Source organism: Atribacterota bacterium (assembly GCA_039638595.1).
GTDB lineage: Bacteria > Atribacterota > Atribacteria > Atribacterales > Caldatribacteriaceae > Profundicultor > Profundicultor thermophilus.
This window is the reverse complement of sequence record JBDIWM010000011.1, coordinates 30,421-47,558: the sequence shown is the minus strand read 5'-3', so window position 1 is coordinate 47,558 and position 17,138 is coordinate 30,421. Positions and strand designations below refer to the sequence as shown.

Annotated in this window: 17 protein-coding genes; 16 read left to right on the top strand and 1 reads right to left on the bottom strand. The window is 46.7% G+C overall.

The window, feature by feature from the left end:
- The 14 genes from murD to ABDK92_04305 form a co-directional block, all read left to right on the top strand.
- On the top strand, positions 1-1,316 hold a 1,316-nt coding region (gene murD, locus ABDK92_04370; GenBank protein MEN3185857.1), incomplete at its 5' end, for a UDP-N-acetylmuramoyl-L-alanine--D-glutamate ligase.
- Positions 1,313-2,479 carry a putative lipid II flippase FtsW gene (gene ftsW, locus ABDK92_04365; GenBank protein ID MEN3185856.1) on the top strand — a complete coding sequence of 389 codons (1,167 nt, stop codon included), beginning with the start codon at positions 1,313-1,315 and terminating at the stop codon, positions 2,477-2,479. The genes murD and ftsW, both read left to right, overlap by 4 nt.
- Positions 2,476-3,597, top strand: a complete 1,122-nt coding sequence (locus ABDK92_04360; protein MEN3185855.1) for a UDP-N-acetylglucosamine--N-acetylmuramyl-(pentapeptide) pyrophosphoryl-undecaprenol N-acetylglucosamine transferase — start codon at positions 2,476-2,478, stop codon at positions 3,595-3,597. Before ftsW ends, ABDK92_04360 begins: the two co-directional genes overlap by 4 nt.
- A complete protein-coding gene (murC, locus tag ABDK92_04355) occupies positions 3,575-4,978 on the top strand; it encodes a UDP-N-acetylmuramate--L-alanine ligase (GenBank protein MEN3185854.1) in 1,404 nt (467 codons plus the stop codon). Before ABDK92_04360 ends, murC begins: the two co-directional genes overlap by 23 nt.
- Positions 4,933-5,868 carry a UDP-N-acetylmuramate dehydrogenase gene (murB, locus tag ABDK92_04350; protein MEN3185853.1) on the top strand — a complete coding sequence of 312 codons (936 nt, stop codon included), beginning with the start codon at positions 4,933-4,935 and terminating at the stop codon, positions 5,866-5,868. The genes murC and murB overlap by 46 nt, the downstream gene beginning before the upstream one ends.
- A 1-nt stretch (position 5,869) precedes the next feature.
- Positions 5,870-6,586: an FtsQ-type POTRA domain-containing protein gene (locus ABDK92_04345; protein ID MEN3185852.1), complete on the top strand. Its 717-nt coding sequence runs from the start codon at positions 5,870-5,872 to the stop codon at positions 6,584-6,586.
- A 14-nt stretch (positions 6,587-6,600) separates the two neighbouring features.
- The gene (ftsA, locus tag ABDK92_04340) at positions 6,601-7,851 is read left to right on the top strand and encodes a cell division protein FtsA (protein ID MEN3185851.1); all 1,251 of its coding nucleotides are present in this window, start codon (positions 6,601-6,603) and stop codon (positions 7,849-7,851) included.
- Positions 7,852-7,869: 18 nt separating this feature from the next.
- A complete protein-coding gene (ftsZ, locus tag ABDK92_04335) occupies positions 7,870-8,916 on the top strand; it encodes a cell division protein FtsZ (GenBank protein MEN3185850.1) in 1,047 nt (348 codons plus the stop codon).
- A 15-nt stretch (positions 8,917-8,931) separates the two neighbouring features.
- Complete coding sequence (locus ABDK92_04330) at positions 8,932-10,488, top strand: radical SAM protein (GenBank protein MEN3185849.1); 1,557 nt, start codon at positions 8,932-8,934, stop codon at positions 10,486-10,488.
- A gap of 18 nt (positions 10,489-10,506) precedes the next feature.
- Positions 10,507-11,187, top strand: coding sequence for a YggS family pyridoxal phosphate-dependent enzyme (locus tag ABDK92_04325; protein MEN3185848.1), 681 nt, complete (start codon positions 10,507-10,509; stop codon positions 11,185-11,187).
- Positions 11,188-11,192: 5 nt separating this feature from the next.
- Positions 11,193-11,996: a pyrroline-5-carboxylate reductase gene (gene proC / locus ABDK92_04320; protein ID MEN3185847.1), complete on the top strand. Its 804-nt coding sequence runs from the start codon at positions 11,193-11,195 to the stop codon at positions 11,994-11,996.
- 7 nt (positions 11,997-12,003) lie between these two features.
- Entirely contained in the window at positions 12,004-12,573 is a 570-nt protein-coding gene (locus ABDK92_04315) for a DivIVA domain-containing protein (protein ID MEN3185846.1), read from the top strand.
- Complete coding sequence (locus ABDK92_04310; GenBank protein MEN3185845.1) at positions 12,570-13,022, top strand: signal peptidase II; 453 nt, start codon at positions 12,570-12,572, stop codon at positions 13,020-13,022. Before ABDK92_04315 ends, ABDK92_04310 begins: the two co-directional genes overlap by 4 nt.
- Positions 13,016-13,939: an RluA family pseudouridine synthase gene (locus ABDK92_04305; protein MEN3185844.1), complete on the top strand. Its 924-nt coding sequence runs from the start codon at positions 13,016-13,018 to the stop codon at positions 13,937-13,939. The genes ABDK92_04310 and ABDK92_04305 overlap by 7 nt, the downstream gene beginning before the upstream one ends.
- Here ABDK92_04305 and ABDK92_04300 read toward each other — a convergent pair.
- Positions 13,936-15,606: an NFACT family protein gene (locus ABDK92_04300; protein ID MEN3185843.1), complete on the bottom strand. Its 1,671-nt coding sequence runs from the start codon at positions 15,604-15,606 to the stop codon at positions 13,936-13,938. The genes ABDK92_04305 and ABDK92_04300 overlap by 4 nt on opposite strands.
- A gap of 75 nt (positions 15,607-15,681) precedes the next feature.
- On the opposite strand from ABDK92_04300, the gene ABDK92_04295 reads away from it, so the two are divergent.
- Entirely contained in the window at positions 15,682-16,554 is an 873-nt protein-coding gene (locus ABDK92_04295; GenBank protein ID MEN3185842.1) for a YicC/YloC family endoribonuclease, read from the top strand.
- Position 16,555: 1 nt separating this feature from the next.
- On the top strand, positions 16,556-17,125 hold the full coding sequence (gene gmk / locus ABDK92_04290) for a guanylate kinase (protein MEN3185841.1): 570 nt from the start codon (positions 16,556-16,558) through the stop codon (positions 17,123-17,125).
- Positions 17,126-17,138 lie beyond the last annotated feature (13 nt).

The following is a 17,138-nucleotide window of genomic DNA, read 5'->3' as shown; positions in this document are numbered from 1 at the left end:
GCAAAACTGGGTATGCTGTTGCTCGTTATCTCTTAAATCGTGGAGAGCGGGTCATTGCCACTGATGATCAGGTGTCCTGGGAATCGATTCCGGATGAGTTGAAAAATCATGCTCGCTTTCAATTTGTTCCATCATCGAAATTGGCCGGTTTTGAACTCTCTGCGGTAGAGGAGTGCATCGCCAGTCCTGGTTTTCCTCCTTGCCATCCTCTTTTTACGTTTCTTGTGGCTAAAGGGATACCGGTGGTAAGTGAGATTGAGTTTGCAGCTCGTTTCATTTCTTTTCCCCTTGTCGGTGTTACGGGATCCTGTGGGAAGAGCACCACCGTGGCGTTGATTGGACATATTCTTCGAGAAGCTCATTTTTCGGTTTTTGTCGGTGGAAACTTTGGAACTGCCCTTGTTGAGAGTCTGGAAGCAGAGGAGCGGTGGGACTGGGGAGTCGTGGAGTTGAGTAGCTTCCAGTTGGGGCGTACCACGAGGGCTCGTTTCCATGTTGCAGCGTTCCTAAACCTTTTCTCAAATCACTTAGATTATCACCAGACTCATGAAGAGTACTTTCGGGCGAAGCAAAAAATTTTTGAGAACCAGAGACGGGATGATGTGGCTGTGGTGAATTTCACTTCTCCATGGTGGTCAACCCGTCTGGTAAAAAACCTGAGAGCTCAGATTATTCCCGTAACTGTGTCTGGAAAGTTAAAAGAGGGGTTTTATGTGTGGGAGGATGCCATAAGAGAGGCTGGAGTGAATGACCGGGAGATTCTCTGTTTGAGGCAACTTTCACTGCCAGGTCGACACAATTGGGAAAATCTCCTTGTGGCTGTGGCTGTATCGAAGGCGGTCGGGGTGCGTGAAGAGCTGATTGCTCGAGCGGTAGAGAGTTTTCGTGGTTTACCACACCGTTTGGAATGGATTGGTTGCGTGGACGGGGTTCATTATTTCAATGATTCAAAATCCACCACTCCTGCGGCGACAAAGGTTGCTGTCGAAGCCGTGCGGGGTCCCGTGGTTCTCATTCTTGGTGGTAAAGCCAAGGTTGAAGATTTCTCAGAACTCACTGGAGTTTTTACTTCTGGTAAAGTGAAAGAGGTCATCGTATATGGTGCATCGCGTTTTGTGGTGTCACGTTTTCTCCCGAAAAACCTTTTGCCGCATCTTGTTTGCTCTCTTTCTGAGGCGGTGGAAGTGGCCAAAAAATTAGCACAAGAAGGAGATACCGTCCTTCTCTCTCCAGCCTGTACCAGCTGGGATCAATATAAAAGTTTTGAAGAAAGAGGGGAGCATTTTCGAAGGCTTGTATATCAGGTGATTCCATGATTTGGCTTAAAGACGTTTCGGTTACCATGGCTCGAGCGGAAGGAAGAGCAAAATGGTGGTGGGAAATCGACTCGTGGCTTTTCTGGTCGGTGATGAGTTTACTTTTATTTGGGATTGTGATGGTCTTTAGTGCCAGTATGACCACGGGACTGTACGCGTATGGGGATGCTTTCTATTTCTTTCGGAAGCATCTTTTGGGAGTTGCTCTGGGGCTTATTACCGGTGTGATTACCAGTTTTTTCCCGCTTTCTTGGCTACGGGAACGGAGCAGGTTCCTGTTACTTGCTATACTTGTATTGCTGGTGCTGGTTTTCGTTCCTGGTGTAGGCCGGCAGGGAGCGGGGGTGAACCGGTGGATCAATCTGGGAGTTTTTAGTTTGCAACCTTCCGAGTTTGCCAAGTTGGTTATTGTGCTCTATATGGCGGATGCTTTGGCCACTCATCAGGATCGGGTTGAGGATTTTTGGCGAGGTGTCGTGCCGTTTTTCATTCTGGTGGGGATTGCCTGTCTTTTAGTTTTGATTGAACCAAACCTTGGTACGGCGCTGTTTCTTCTGTTGTTGACTTTTGTGATGCTCTTTCTGGGGGGAGGAAAGGTCCTGCATCTTTTTCTGGTTTGGATTATTCTCATGCCTACGGGTCTTTTCCTGATTCTGGCGAGAGGAAAAGAGTACTGGAAAGATCGTTTTGTTGCTTTTCTGGATCCCTGGAAAGATCCTTTGGGGAAGGGCTTTCATATTCTTCAATCGCTTATCGCTCTCGGTTCTGGGGGGCTCTGGGGACGAGGACTTGGCGAGAGTCGGCAGAAATTCTTCTTTTTGCCTGATCGACATACCGATTTTATCTATGCTATTGTAGGGGAAGAGTTTGGTCTTTTGGGCACTTTATCCCTGGTGGCTCTTTTGATCATAATTCTCTGGAGGGGCTGGAGAATTGCTCTGAGAGCAGAGGATGAATTTCGCTGTCTTGTCGCTATGGGGATTGTAGCCATGATTGTCCTGCAGGCCTTTGTCAACATGGGTGCGGTTTTACGCCTTTTCCCCATTACTGGCATTACCTTTCCCCTGGTGAGCTATGGGAATTCTTCGTTAATTGTTCTTCTAGCCAGTATTGGGATTTTATTTAATATTGCCCGAGGTCGGAGGGAGATAGAAAATCGATGAAGCCATGTGTTTTCATAGCTGGAGGTGGCACCGGAGGTCATGTAATTCCTTCCTTGTGCATTGCTCTTGAGATTCGTAAGCGAGTGGATTGGGATATCATCTTTCTGGGAACCAAAAGAGGCATGGAGAGAGAGCTTGTGCGCAGTAGTGATTTTCGAATGGTGTATCTTGTAGCTCGGGGTTGGAATCGACATTTTGATTGGAGATTTCTTCGCCTTTTGGTTGAAAATCTGGTAGGATTTTTACTGGGAGGATGGTATTTTTTGCGCTACCGACCCCGTGCTTTTTTGGCTATGGGAAGTTATCTCTCTCTGCTTGGGGGGATATGGGCGCGTTGGTTTCGCATTCCCATTTACGTTCACGAGCAAAATATATACCCCGGCCTTGCCAATCGGATTGTAGCCCGATGGGCGAAAATGGTTTTTGTTGCTGCGCAGGACGCGATTCCGTATTTTGAAGGATGCAAAACCGTAAAGGTGGTGGGGAACCCCTTACGGGAGGAAGTGATGGAGTGGAGGGGTAAAAAAGAGGAGGCGCGCAAAAGATTGATGTTAGAGCCAGGACGTCGTACGATTCTGGTTATGGGTGGAAGTCGAGGTTCAGAAGTCATCAATGAGAATTTTTTGCAAGCTCTGGATTTTCTGGATGAAAGCGCGATTCAGGTGGTTCATATAACTGGGAAAGAGGATTTCTTCCGGGTAGAAGAAAGAGCCAGGCGTTTTTCTTTCCCTTATCGGGTTTATCCCTTTCTTTCCTGTCCGGGGATGGTATATGCGGTTTCAGATTTAGCCATCTGTAGAGCGGGAGCAAACACCGTTTTTGAACTTTTTTTCTTTGGTGTACCCAGCATTCTGGTACCGTATGCCGAGGCTACAGAATCTCATCAAGTTTATAATGCCTTGTGGTTACAGAGGCACCAACCGGTGGAAATTATTGAAGAGCATGTGTTATGTCCAGATCTTCTGGGTGAAAAAATTCGCACCATGTTTCTTACTGCGCATCGCTATTCTGAGGACACTCAATATTTGAAACGTGCAGCATCGATCATTGCTGAGGAGATCGTGGGAGACGCTCAGCGAGAGAGGAGAAAGAAGATTGGTCGAACAGGTACGTGTTGATTTGGAACGATTACCACTTCGTCTTCATTTTATCGGTATCGGTGGTACCGGAATGAGTGGTCTGGCTTTATTGGCGCAAGAAGCCGGGTACTGGGTGAGTGGTTCGGATCTTGTGGAAAACGAAGCCATTGCCCGTTTGCGAGCAAAAGGAGTGACGGTTTTCGTGGGGCACAGCCGCGATCGGGTGCGACAAGCAGAAGCTGTGGTTGTTTCTTCTGCAATTCCGGAGAACAACGAAGAGTTGGAGGAAGCAAGAAAATTAAATCTTTTAGTGATTCCGCGAGGTGAGATGTTAGCCTTCCTTCTTAACCGCAAAAAAGGAATTGCTGTGGCTGGCACCCATGGTAAAACGACCACGACTTCTATGATTTCCTTGCTCCTGGAAACCGCCGGTTTAGAACCAACGGTTTTAATCGGGGGAGAACTGGAAGATATTGGTGGTAATGCCAAAGGAGGGAAAGGGGAACTCTTTGTGGCTGAGGCTGACGAAAGTGATGGCTCTTTCTTGAGGCTTTCCCCTTTCTGTGCCGTGGTTACGAACATTGAGGATGATCATATAGAGTTTTACGGAGATATCGAAAAGGAAAAAAAAGCCTTCGTTATGTTTTTGGAAGGAATTAAAACTGGTGGTTTTGGGGTGGTCTGTGGTGATCATCCAAATGTGGTGGATATTCTGAGTAAAAAGCGCCTTTCAAATATTTTGACCTATGGTATAGAGAATCAACGGGTCGATTTTCGCGGAAGGGTTGTAGTTGAAAAAAGAGATGGGTTTGTCTTTGAGGCTTTTCGGAAGGACACCAAAATCGGTGATTTCCACTTAAATCTTCCTGGTATCCATAATGTGGAAAATGCGCTGGCCTGTATCGCGGTTGGGGTCGAGCTGGGCGTTCAGACTTGTCACATTCAAGAGGCTTTAGTTTCGTTTCGAGGAGTAAAAAGGCGGTTTGAAAAGATTGGCACTTTCCGGGGGGCTTTGGTGGTTGATGATTATGCGCACCATCCCACAGAGATGAAGGTAGTTTTGAACGCGGCGTTGAATTTTACCACAGGAAGGGTTGTTGTGGTTTTTCAGCCTCATCGGTATACAAGGACAAAAAGGCTTTATCGGGAGATGGCCGAGGCACTCAAAAAGGCGCACCAGGTTATTCTTCTCCCCATTTATTCTGCCAATGAAGAACCCCTTGCCGGGATTTCGGCGGAACTGGTATATAGAGAGATGGTCGCGCAGGGATTTCGTGGAATCAGATTGGTGGAAAATTTTGAGGAAGCGGCGATGGAATGCCGGAACGCTTCGCGGGCAGGAGATATCATCATTACCATGGGTGCAGGTGATGTATGGAAAGTTGGAGCAATGCTCTGTGGGAAAAATGGGAAAGAGTAGAGGAAAAATTTCGCCGGGTACGAGGTTTGAGCATCAGATTGTGTCCAGAAATGAAGTGTTTTACGACCTTCAGAATTGGGGGGCAGGCTTTAGCCCTCCTCGATGTACAAAACGATGAACACCTCGAGGCAGTCATTGCTCTGTGTGAAGAGAATCAAATCCCCTGGCGTATTCTGGGCCGGGGTTCGAATATTTTGGTGAGTGATTTGGGTTTTGGGGGAGTGGTTCTGCGTTTGCGAGGAGATTTCACCGATTTAAGACAACTTGATGAATCGAGGGTGGAGATTGGAGCTGGTGTGCTATTAAAAAGGATGGTTGAGTTCTGTATTCAGCATGAGTTGGGAGGATGTGAGTTTTTATTTGGAGTACCTGGAACGGTGGGAGGAGCAGTGCTCCTCAACGCTGGATGTTTTGGAGGAGAGATCGGGAATCTGGTGGAGAAAATTTTGTGGAGAAACGAAAAAGGTCAGAGAGAATGGAAAAGCCGGAACGAACTTTCTTTTTCCTATCGGTATTCCAATCTGAAGCAAAAGAATACGGTAATTCTCAGAGTGATTCTGAAACTTTTTCCTCAGACCAAAGATCGATCCTGGAAAATGATTGGAACATTTTCGTCACTGCGGAAAAATGCCCAACCCCTGGAATGGCCATCAGCTGGGAGCGTTTTTCGTAACCCCCCAGGGGATTATGCGGCTCGCCTCATAGAGGAAATGGGTTTTAAGGGTTTGCGGTTAGGTCAAGCCCAGGTTTCTCCCAAGCATGCCAATTTTATTGTGAATTTAGGAGGAGCGACGGCGTTGCAGGTTGAAAGTCTTATGGAGTGGATTCGGAGAGAAGTGTATCGAGGAAAGGGTATTGTGCTCGAGAACGAAGTGGAAGTGTGGAGATGATTTGGAAGAAAACGAAGCTTTTCCAGGAAATCTTTTTTTTTACCTTTTTCTGGGTTTTGTTTCCTTTGGAATTTTTGCCATGGTTTTCCGAAGTGCCATGTTTGAAGTAACCACTCTGGAAATCGATGCAAACCGTGATCTTTTAGGGCAACGTTTGATGGACCGCCTCGAAGAACTCAAAGGCAAAAACATTTTTGGGATTCGTTCCTGGGAACTTGAAAAGGTGCTGCAGAGACTTCCCGGAATAAAACGGGCCCGAGTAGAAAAGGTTTTCCCCCGTACTCTACGAATTACCATTGAAGAGCGAAAGCCTGAGGTTGCCCTGGAGGGAAAGACAGGATTGGTTTGTTTTGACGGAGAGGGGGTAGAAGTGCCATGTAGGATTGATTCATCGTCACCGCTGGTCATGATTAAAAAGTTGGAACGGTACACCTCAGAATATGAGGGTTTGCTTAGAGAAGTTCTCGTTTTGGTGACCACCTGGAAGAATAGTTTTGATTATCCTCTGGAAGCAATTGAGGTTGTTGGAGAACGATTGTTTATTCTTCGGCTTCGAAATGGTATAGTTATAAAATGTGAAGGAGCGTCGAATGTAAAAAGCAAAGCGAGGTTGTTGAGACCGTATTTACGAGAAGTGAGTATTCGTTCTATCAGGGTTTTCGGATTTGATCTGCGAGCTGGCGAGGGTATTGTCATTATGACCGAAGAAAGCCAATAGAGAGTGTGGCGTTTATGAGAGGTACGGGGTCGTTGCTGGTTGGAGCAATTGATGTCGGAACAAGTAAGGTATGTACTTTGATAGGCCGCAAGAAGGGTTCGACGATCGAAATTCTGGGGTTGGGTTTAAGCAGTTCCCGGGGCATCAAAAAGGGAAAAATTGTCGATATCAGCCGGGTTTCTGAAGCAGTACGTGAGTCCTTTGCTCTGGCAGTAGACATCGCCAAGGTGGTTCCTGAAAATATCTATGTGGGTATTTCTGGAGATTATATCACCTCGGTAAACCTGGAACACGAAATTTTTCTTGGGAAGAGTGGAAGAGAAATTACCAGCAAAGACGTGGCCAGGGCGGTGGAGGGTTCGCGTTCCAAGATTGATTTAACTGCCCGGAAGGTGATTCATATTTTCCCTCAAGAGTACCTCTTGGATGATGGAACGAACGTCGTGGACCCAGTAGGTATGGTGGCGTCAAAACTTAAAGTTTCGGTGCATCTGGTACTTGCTCAAGAGAACCAATTTCAAAGTTTTGTTAAAGTTTTTCGTCAGGCAGGTTTGGAAATTACTCAAACGATTTTTCAACCCCTTGCTTCATCGCTGGCGGTGCTCACTCCCATGGAAAAGGAAATAGGTACGGCCTTGGTCGACATTGGTGGTGGCACCACCGATCTCACCCTCTTCTACGGAGGGAGTGTTCGGTATTCCAGAGTTATTCCTGTAGGTGGGGAACACTTAACGTCTGATTTAAGTATCGGTATGCGAACGTATCGTGACGAAGCTGAGAGGGTAAAGCTCAGTTACGGAAGTGCGTTTAGTGGTCATATTCAGGATGACGAGTTGATCGAAGTGCGGGATCTGGGTTCTTCTTCGCTCAAGACCATTGAAAGGAAGTATGTTTGCAAAATTATCGAGGCCAGAGTTCGGGAAATCTTTTTCCTTTTAGGAAAAGAAATGAAGTCTTCGGGGTTTTTCTCCTTTCTGCGAGGAGGTATGGTGATCACGGGTGGCTCGGCACTTTTAGAAAACATTGCCGATTTTGCTTCTTCCTTCCTCAAACTTCCAGCGAGAATTGGTTACCCGGATAGCAAGAACTATGTGGGTATGGTACAGAGTATAGCGAACCCTATTTTTTCTACTGCTTGTGGTCTTTTGCAGTTTGCTTTTAATGAAAAATCGGAGCGGAACGATATGGTAACTCTTTTCCTTAACTTAGAGGAAAAAGGGTCCAGGGTTATCAGTTGGTTAAAGGATTTTTTCATGATGGGTTGAACACTGGAGGTATGGAAAATGTCGTTTCAGAGTAAAGGTGTCAATAATGGTGTGGTCAATATCAAAGTGATTGGGGTTGGTGGTGGAGGGGGAAACGCCGTCAATCGAATGATTAAAGCGGGACTGAAAGGGGTGACTTTTGTAGCAATCAACACCGATACCCAGGTGTTGAAGAAGTCTCTAGCTGAGGTGAAACTTCAGATTGGAACGAAATTAACTCGAGGTTTGGGTGCGGGAGCGAACCCTGAGATTGGTCGAAGGGCTGCAGAGGAAGACAAGGATAAACTTTTTAAGCTGCTCGAAGGTGTGGATATGACGTTTATTACTGCTGGTATGGGTGGCGGTACGGGTACCGGTGGTGCACCCGTGGTGGCTTCGGTGGCAAAAGAATTAGGAGTACTGACCATTGGAGTCGTGACCAAACCCTTCTCTTTTGAGGGTAAAAAAAGAATGCGTCAGGCTGAAGAGGGTATTGTGCTCCTACAAAAAAGTGTTGATGCGTTAATCGTCATTCCCAATGACCGCTTGCTCAAGATTATTGATGCTTCCACTTCTGTGGTTGAAGCCTTTCAGATGGTTGACGATGTTCTTTTACAAGGTATACGAAGTATTTCCGATTTGATTAACGTTCCAGGGATCATTAACCTGGACTTTGCCGATGTCAAAGCGATTATGGAAAATGCTGGTACTTCCCTTATGGGTATTGGGAGAGCGAGTGGAGAGGGAAGAGCGAAGGAAGCTGCGCAAATGGCTGTTCGTAGTCCGCTCCTTGAGACTCCTTTTGAAGGAGCGAAGGGGATTCTTTTTAATATCACTGGAGGACCGAATCTCGGACTCTGGGAAGTGAACCGGGTTGCAGAGATCATCAGTCAAACCGCTTCTCAGGAGGCCAACATCATCTTTGGAGCTGTGATTGATGAAAAAATGAAAGAGGAGATTGAAGTAACGGTCATCGCTACCGGGTTTAATGAGGAAAAACCTGTGGATGATGGACTCAAAACAGAGCAATTTTCTGACTCTTTTTCCCCTGGCGATCTGGATTTCCCGACCTTTCTGCGGAAATGAATGTTTTTTTTCTGAATGGAACGTTTGGTGCGTTCTCTCCTGAGTGAGGAAAAAGGGCTTCCCGTTCTGAGCAAGGTAGGGAGATTCAGGATTGCACTCTGTTTCCCTGGGGAATATGCCTGGGGAATGTCAAATTTGGGGTACCAATCTTTGTTGCGTCTGGTTTTTGAAACTCCTTCTTGGCGAGGGGAAAGGGTTTTCTCCTCTTTTGGTCCTTTTTCGATGGAAACTCGTGCCCCGCTTGGTGCATTTGATCTTCTGGCTTTCAGTTTGTCCTTTGAGTTTGATGTTTTGAATCTGGTTTCGCTTCTCCAAAAAGGGATGATTCCGATTTTTACGCAACAACGAGATGAGCGTGACCCTTGGGTGATTGCGGGTGGGCCTCTGGTAACCTTGAATCCTGAAATTGTTGCCCCTTTTGTTGATTTGGCGTTTATCGGAGAGGTAGAAGAGGTATTTGCTCAGATTCTGGCCCTTTGGGAAAAAGGAAAAGAGGCAAGGTACTCTCGAGCTGAGCTTAAAAGGATGCTTGCTTCTCTGCCCGGAGTTTATGTGCCGGAGGGGATTGTTCCAGTTTATAGGAATGGCGATTTGATCAAGTTTGAGGTACAGGAGGGATTTCAGTTTCCAGTCTCTCGACAAACCGTGCATCTTGATCGTTTTGAAACCAGGACTTTTCTCTATACCCCTTCTTCATACTTTAAACAAACGGCGCTCATCGAGGTTAATCGGGGGTGCGCTTACCGGTGTCGGTTCTGTGCGGGGAGTTTTATTTATGCTCCTTTGCGCCAGCGTTCTTTTCCACTTGTTCTCCGTATGCTCGATTACGTCTTTTCCTGGACAACCAAGGTCGGTTTAGTTGGTTCAGATGTGCTCAGTCATCCTCACTTGAAGGAGCTTTTGGACTATCTGGCAAGACACGAAAAGGAGCTAACCTGTTCCTCACTTTCAGGCCGTAGACTCCTGCAGGATGAGTCGCTCTTTGCTCTGTTGCGAAAGGGTGGATTGCGGACGCTTACCATTGCTCCGGAAAGTGGAAACTGTGCGTTAAGGACCTTTTTGGGTAAGGGTTTAAAGAACGAGGAGTGGAAGGCACTCGTTAACCAAGCTATTCGAGTGGGCTTTGATAAGGTGAAGCTGTATTTTATGTTGGGTAAACCAGGTGGTGGAATTGAGGAAGATGTCGAGTTTTTGAGGGAAATTACGGAAATGATTTCTCCCTCGAAGGTAACGGTTTCGTACAGTTTTCTGGTGCCAAAACCCCACACTCTTTTACAGGATTTTGTACCGCCACCGTTTCAGGTTTGGAAAAGAGAGAAAGAGGTATTTGAAGGGTATGTGCGAAAGTTGAAAATCGAAATTTTTGGAGAGAGCCCCCGTTTTGCTTTTTTGGAATTATTGCTTTCCCGGGGAGATCGATTGCTGGCTGAGAAAATACCTGAAGTTTTAGCCGGGGGAGGAAGCCTCACTGTATGGCGGAAGGTACTTCGGGATTTAAAACGAGACCCTGAAGAATGGCCTCGCCATCCTTGGGAGAATGACATAAGACCCTGGACTATGGTGGAGAACTGAAGGGGGAAAAGCAATGGGGTGAGAGAAAATCTGGAACGGGTTCGAGAAAAAATTGACTTCTTTGCTCAGAAAGCAGGTCGAAAGGCGGAAGAAATTCAAATGGTGGCGGTCACCAAAGGTGTGGGGGTGGAGAAAATTGAGGAAGCCGTTGCCAGTGGGGTTCGCTTTCTGGGCGAAAATCGCCTTCAAGAGGCACTGCCCAAAGTGCTTCAAATTTCGCATGAGGGAGTTGAGTGGCATTTTGTAGGGCGTTTGCAGGCCAATAAGGTGAAGAAGGTTGTGCAGTATTTCCATGTCATTCACTCGGTGGATCGACTGGAAGTTATTACCAGAATAGAAAGAGAACTTGAAAATTTACGCTTGAGGGATTATCCTATTTTTGTTCAGGTGAACCTTACTGGTAAGGAAACTCAGGGTGGAATCTCCGAAAGAGATGTTTTCCCCTTTTTGGAGCGTATTGCTCTGTGGCTTCGCATTCGAGTGGTTGGTTTGATGACGATTGGTCCTCAAGCTGGTGAGAGCGAAGTCAGAAGGGTTTTTGGTCGACTGCGAGAACTTCGAGACGAGGTGAACCGGAGAGGCATTTTTAAAGAAGAAGTTCGGGAGCTCTCAATGGGAATGAGTGATGATTTTCACTGGGCCATTCTGGAGGGATCCACGATGTTGAGGCTGGGAAGGGCACTCTTTGGAGAGAGGTGAAATTGGTGACAGATTCGATTCTCTTTTTAGGATGTGGCAACATGGGTAGTGCTCTGGTGAAAGGGCTTTGGCGCGACAACTGGCATAAGAAGTTTCACTTTTTTCTCTATGACGTTTTACCGGAGCGCTCTCAAGAATTGGCCAATGTTCTTGGTCTGCAAAATATTGAGGCGTTTGATGGGCTTTCTCCGCGCTTTGTTTTTGTGGCGGTGAAACCGGGAAACGTTGAGGAAGCCTGTAAAGTATTGAAACTCTTTCAGCATACCACTTTTATTTCGGTCGTTGCCGGGTTTTCCCTCGGAAGATGGCAGGAACTCCTGGGGAAAGAGACCAAACTCGTTCGTCTGATGCCCAATCTCTGTGTGGAGGTTGGTGAGGGTGTGGTACCCATCTGTTTTTCAGAATCGGTGCCTCAGGAAGAAAGAGAAGAACTGTTGTTTCTCCTCTCTTCTCTGGGGTGGATTTTTGAAACCCAGGAGGAAAACCTGGGGTATTTTACTGCATTGAGTGGAAGCGGTCCGGGAATGATCGCAATGTTCATCGAAGGGATGATGGATGAAGGGGTAGCCATGGGTTTGCCCTGGGAAACAAGCCTCAAAATTGCGTTGCAAACGGTCTTGGGTACAGCTACCCTATTGAAGACCAAGAAATTACATCCAGCACATTTCAAGAATCTGGTTGCTTCCCCGGGTGGAACCACGATTGCGGGAATTAAAGCCTTGGAAAAAAGAGGTTTTAAAGGAATCGTTATGGAGGGATTTGAAGAGGCGTATGAACGCCTTGTGGCGTTGTTTGCCGAGATGGGGTGACAAGAACATGGATTGGAAACCGGAGGACATCGTAGAGGTTGATTTTAGCCGTTCTTTTCGAGGATACAATGAAGCTGAGGTTCGGGAGTTTTTAGAAGAATTGGCTGCTCACTGGGAAGCACTTTTAACGGAGAGAGAAAAGGTTATCCAGGAAAATCGGGAACTCAAGAAGAAATTAACTGAGAAAGAGGAATATTTGAAAAGAATTGATGCTCAGATGGAGGAATGGAGGAAACAACTGGAAATTGAAAAAGGGTTAGCCAAAAAGGAAGCAGCGATGATTGTGGAAGAGGCAGAGATGAAAGCCCGCAAAATTGTTGACGATGCACTGGAAAAGAAGAAAACAATTGAAATGGGGTATAACGAGCTTCTGGAAAAGTACCGTCTTTTCCAGATTCGCTTCCGATCTCTCCTGCAGACGTTCATGGAAAGTATTGAATGGAAAGGGAAGGGATGGGACATTGTTGAAGAAAACAGAAAAGAAGGAACAAAAAATGAGGAAGAAGAGACCGGAGGAGAAATTGCTCGTTTTTCTCTCAAAGACTTTAAAGATGAAGGCAGGATAAAGCGGTCTTGATTAAACAGAAGTGGATGTACTTTCTGGGTGTTTTTGGTTTGGGTTTTTTGGCAGACCAAGTAACCAAATATTGGGCTCTACAAACCCTTCGGGGACGTTCCCTAACTCTGTGGAAGGGCATTTTGGAGTTGCGTCTGCGTGAGAATGTGGGGAGTGCTTTTGGTTTGATGCTCCTCAGTCGATTTGGAATACTGGTTATTACTGTGGGGTTAACCATTGCTTTTCTTTTATGGATGGGAAAGAGGAACGAGGTGTCACTCCTTTTCCTTTTGGGAGGCTCTCTTTTTCTGGCTGGTGCCTGGGGAAACCTTCTGGACCGCTTGCGGTGGGGGTACGTGGTTGATTTTATCGAACCATCGTTCTGGGCTACCTTTAATTTGGGAGATGTGCTGATTTTAGGGGGTGTGTTCCTTTTCGGATATCGACTTCTCCTGCACGGGAAATGGTGAAAACTCGAAAACTCTATGTCTACGATTTTTCTCCTCGCATGGATGTGTGGTTGAAAGGGAATTTCCCGGACATTTCTCGCTCCCTTCTTGCTCGGCTCATCAAAGAAGGACGGGTGAAGGTGAACCGGGTTGTGGAAAAGAAACCGAGTAAAAAACTGCAACCAGGCGACCTTTTGGAAATTTGCTGGCCAGAAGAGAACTTTCTTTCTCCTACCCCACGATTTTTGCCGCTCGACGTGCTATATGAAGACGCTGAGATTGTGGTTCTTTCCAAACGGAGTGGGGTTTCGGTTCATCCAGTATCGCCCTTTGAAACCAATACCCTGGTGAATGCCCTTCTTTATCATGGTTTTTCGCTTTCTCGCTATGGCTTGCCCCTTCGTCCCGGAGTGGTGCATCGCCTGGATAAAGACACTTCCGGTGTTATGGTGGTTGCAAAATCGGATCAGGCGTATTTGCATCTTGTGCAGGAATTCAAAGCTCGTCGCGTGGAGAAGTCCTACCTGGTGGTTGTGGAGGGGAAATGGAAAGAGGGTCGAATCATCGATGTACCTCTTGGCAGGAGTCGCAAAAATCCTCTGCGCATGGAGGTGAAAAATTGGAGAGGGAAACCCTGTTATACCGAGATTCGGGTGCTTGGGGTTCGTGAGGATTTTTCTCTTCTTCTGGTGAAACCCAGGACGGGAAGGACACACCAGATTCGAGCGCATTTAAGCTTTGCAGGGTATCCAATCGCAGGGGATTTACTCTATGGAAGTACAAAAGGAAGTGCCTATTTTTCCCGTCAGGCCTTGCATGCGTTTACCCTGGTTTTTTCTCATCCGACTTTAAAGAAACGAATGATTTTTGCAGCTTCTTTACCCTCAGATATGCGGGAATTTGTGCGGCAGTATTTTGCTTCATCCCTTCATGGTTAGTCTTCTTGAACGATGATGTTTTTTGGCCAGGTCGGCTGGACAAGGATGGTTTTTTCGTTGCGAAAGGACACTTTTCCCATGACTCCCGGAATGGAGTGAAGATACTTCACCTGGGTGACGATGACTTCTACCTTGGAATCGTTTTTCCCTGCAGAAAAGTAACCAGCTAACTGGGCTGCTTGCTGTATTTCCTCCTCTTTATTTTTATTTCCTTTGGGGGAAAGCTTGAGAATGACATGGGCGCCAGGAAGGTCCCGGACGTGGAGCCAGTAGTCGTCTCGAGAAGCGCTCCGGAGTAATTTCTGATTGCTCTTCTGACTTTTCCCGATCCAGATTTCGCTTCCCTGGGCGGTTTTCAGTTTCCGGAACGGAGAAGAGGAGGAACCGGATATGCTGGACCAAACTTCTTCCCAAACTTCATTGTTCTGAAGGATTTTTCTCCTCTTGTGTTCGAGTTCAACCAGTTTTTCCTGTAACTTTTGGTTGCGATTCAGCATTTTACGGTAGAGACGGAAGTAGTGTTGCATATTCTGGTTTTTGGTGAGCAGGGGATTGAGTGCTATGGTGGTTTCGTTCCCGGTAAAAGGATTTTTGACCCGTATCATGGTTTCTGTTTCTTCCAGTACTTCTAAGGCAGGTAAAATCTTCAGCAGTTCACCTTTGCTCCGGGTTTCCTCTATGGTTTCCTCTTCTTGGAGGAGATTTTTCACTTCCTGAATTTCGTTATCGAGAAAATCCAGCTCTTTTTGGATTCTTTTTTGCTTGGCTTTTTCTTGAATTTCTCTTTCTTTATATTCCCACCATTTTTGGTAAAAGTGCTTTAGGGCTTCATTCCAGGATGAATGATGATGGCAGTACGCTTCGAAAGAGTAGAGCGGATTTTGCCAGAAGACTCCCTGGGGTGGTTCGTATGGAGAAGGCGAAAACGTAAAAAGAGGTGGTGGGGTTTGGCAAAGCGGTGCGATGAGTTGCGAGAGTGCGGTGGCAAGATTGACTTTCCAGAAGGAGATTCCCATGGCAATTGCGTTTCCCAGAAATGGCCCGACGCCGTTAACGTGGTCGATAATCCATTGTTCCACCTTTTCGGTATCTGGGGGAAGATCGAGTTCTCTCTTTCCTTCCATGAGGGCAAAGGGGTCCTCTTTATCTTTCTGAGGGGGGAGCATATATGGGTGACCAGGAAGAATCACTCGAAAACGACTCTTTTCGGGAGTTATTTTCCGGTATGTTCCCAGGATGGTCAGGGAGGTATCGTTTTGGGTCAGAATGCAGTTGGCGTTCCTCCCGGTAAGCTCGATAAACAGGAGAAACTCGTTAGTTTCCTCCCACAGGGAGGTATTTTTGACCTTAAGGCGAAGGATACGATCCCATCCCTCCTGCTCGACGGAGAGAATTTCCCCCCCAACCAGGTATTTGTTGAGGAGTTGGACCCACTGTGTGTTTTGTGCTCCGGAATATTGGGTATCTTTCAAAGTGCTGAGAAAAAGGAGGCTTATGTCAGGATGACAGGATAAAACCAGAAATCGCCGCCCCTGGGGTGTATACAGTTCAAATCTTGTCTCGTGCCTTGATGGATACAGGAAAACTTTCTGAATTCGGCTTTCCCTGATCTGGGGTTCGAGTTCCTGCTTGAGAAATCGAAGTGGAATCCCTTCGAGCACCTTCATTGTTCTTCGATTGACAGAAAATGTGATATTCAATAATATAGTGGCAAACGCACCACTTGTAAAGGGAGAAAACCAATGAAGAGCATGACCGGGTTTGGATATGCCGAAGGGATGGGAGAACTTGGTTTCTATCAAGTGTACCTGAAAAGTGTCAATCACCGCTTTCTGGAAATCAACCTGCGTTTGCCTCGGGAACTTCTGGGATGGGAGGAGCGGATTAACGCTGCACTGAGAAAAGTTGCTTCTCGAGGGAAACTGGAACTCAGGGTCGATTTTGAGCCTAGGGAAGAGGCCTTTGCCATTGAAGTGAATACAGTACTGGCTCAAGCGTATCTTGAGGCTTTGAAAAGACTGAGCGCAGAACTTTCTTTGCCATTTGAGCCTCGTTTGGAGTTGTTATTTCAGATTGGTGAGTTTATTCATCTGAAAAAGGGGGAGAGTGTGTGGGGTAGGGAGTGGGATTCTTTCTTGCCCATTTTTGAAGCGGCGATGACTGGTTTTCTTACCTATCGGGAGGTGGAAGGGGAAAAACTCCGGGAAGATCTTTTGACTCAGCTTGAAGAGCTGGAGCGGTTGATCCAGGAGATAGAAAAAGAAGCTGGAATGATTAGGGAATACTATCGGGAGAAACTTTCTCAGCGACTTCAGGAAGCGATGCCCCAGTCCAAAATCGATGAGGTGGTGTTGGCACAGGAAGTCGTTTTTTACGTGGATCGGAGTGATATCAATGAAGAGGTGGTAAGGCTGAAAGCGCATATAAGCCGGGCACGGAAAGTGCTTCTTGCAAAAGACCTCGTAGGGAGGGAACTGGAATTTATCCTCCAGGAAATGCATCGGGAAATCAATACCATCGGTTCCAAGTCGAGTGGCGTATTGCTCTCGTCCTTGGTGTTGGACATGAAGACCACGTTGGAAAAAATGTGGGAACAGGCGCACAACGTAGAGTAAAATGTCGGGGCTTCTTTTTGTCCTTTCTGGACCTTCGGGAGTAGGAAAAAGCACCATCAGAAGGGAGGTCATGAAGCTGTGTCCGGGGTTACGATACTCGATTTCCTGTACGACACGCTCACCGCGAGTCAACGAGGTGGAAGGTGCTGACTACCATTTCGTGGATCTTCCTACCTTTGAGAAAATGAGGGATCAAGGGGAGTTTATTGAGTGGGCGAAGGTACACGGGAACTATTACGGCACTCCTCGCGGTCCTCTGGAATCCTGGTGGCAGGAAGGTTTTGATGTCATCTTGGAGATCGATGTCCAGGGGGCGAAGCAGGTTAAAGCAGTTTTTCCACGGGGAATTTTTGTTTTCATTGCTCCTCCGTCTTTGCGTATTCTGGAAGAGCGATTGCGGGGAAGACGCTCCGATGTAGAAGATGATATCTTGCTGCGCATGACCAACGCCCATCTTGAAATGCGGTCCATTCGGGACTACAATTACTTAATTATTAACGATGTTTTGGAAAAAGCGGTGGATCAATTTCGGGCCATTATTATTGCAGAGCGATGTCGGATCAGAGAATAGAGGGAAAAAAGGG

Coding starts and splice junctions, on each gene's coding strand:
- gmk (MEN3185841.1), top strand. CDS start 16,556: ATGTCGGGGCTTCTTTTTGTCCTTTCTGGACCTTCGGGAGTAGGAAAA.
- ftsZ (MEN3185850.1), top strand. CDS start 7,870: ATGTCGTTTCAGAGTAAAGGTGTCAATAATGGTGTGGTCAATATCAAA.
- ABDK92_04305 (MEN3185844.1), top strand. CDS start 13,016: ATGGTGAAAACTCGAAAACTCTATGTCTACGATTTTTCTCCTCGCATG.
- ABDK92_04300 (MEN3185843.1), bottom strand. CDS start 15,606: ATGAAGGTGCTCGAAGGGATTCCACTTCGATTTCTCAAGCAGGAACTC.
- murB (MEN3185853.1), top strand. CDS start 4,933: ATGGAAAGTTGGAGCAATGCTCTGTGGGAAAAATGGGAAAGAGTAGAG.
- ftsW (MEN3185856.1), top strand. CDS start 1,313: ATGATTTGGCTTAAAGACGTTTCGGTTACCATGGCTCGAGCGGAAGGA.
- ABDK92_04295 (MEN3185842.1), top strand. CDS start 15,682: ATGAAGAGCATGACCGGGTTTGGATATGCCGAAGGGATGGGAGAACTT.
- ABDK92_04360 (MEN3185855.1), top strand. CDS start 2,476: ATGAAGCCATGTGTTTTCATAGCTGGAGGTGGCACCGGAGGTCATGTA.
- ABDK92_04330 (MEN3185849.1), top strand. CDS start 8,932: ATGGAACGTTTGGTGCGTTCTCTCCTGAGTGAGGAAAAAGGGCTTCCC.
- ftsA (MEN3185851.1), top strand. CDS start 6,601: ATGAGAGGTACGGGGTCGTTGCTGGTTGGAGCAATTGATGTCGGAACA.
- ABDK92_04315 (MEN3185846.1), top strand. CDS start 12,004: ATGGATTGGAAACCGGAGGACATCGTAGAGGTTGATTTTAGCCGTTCT.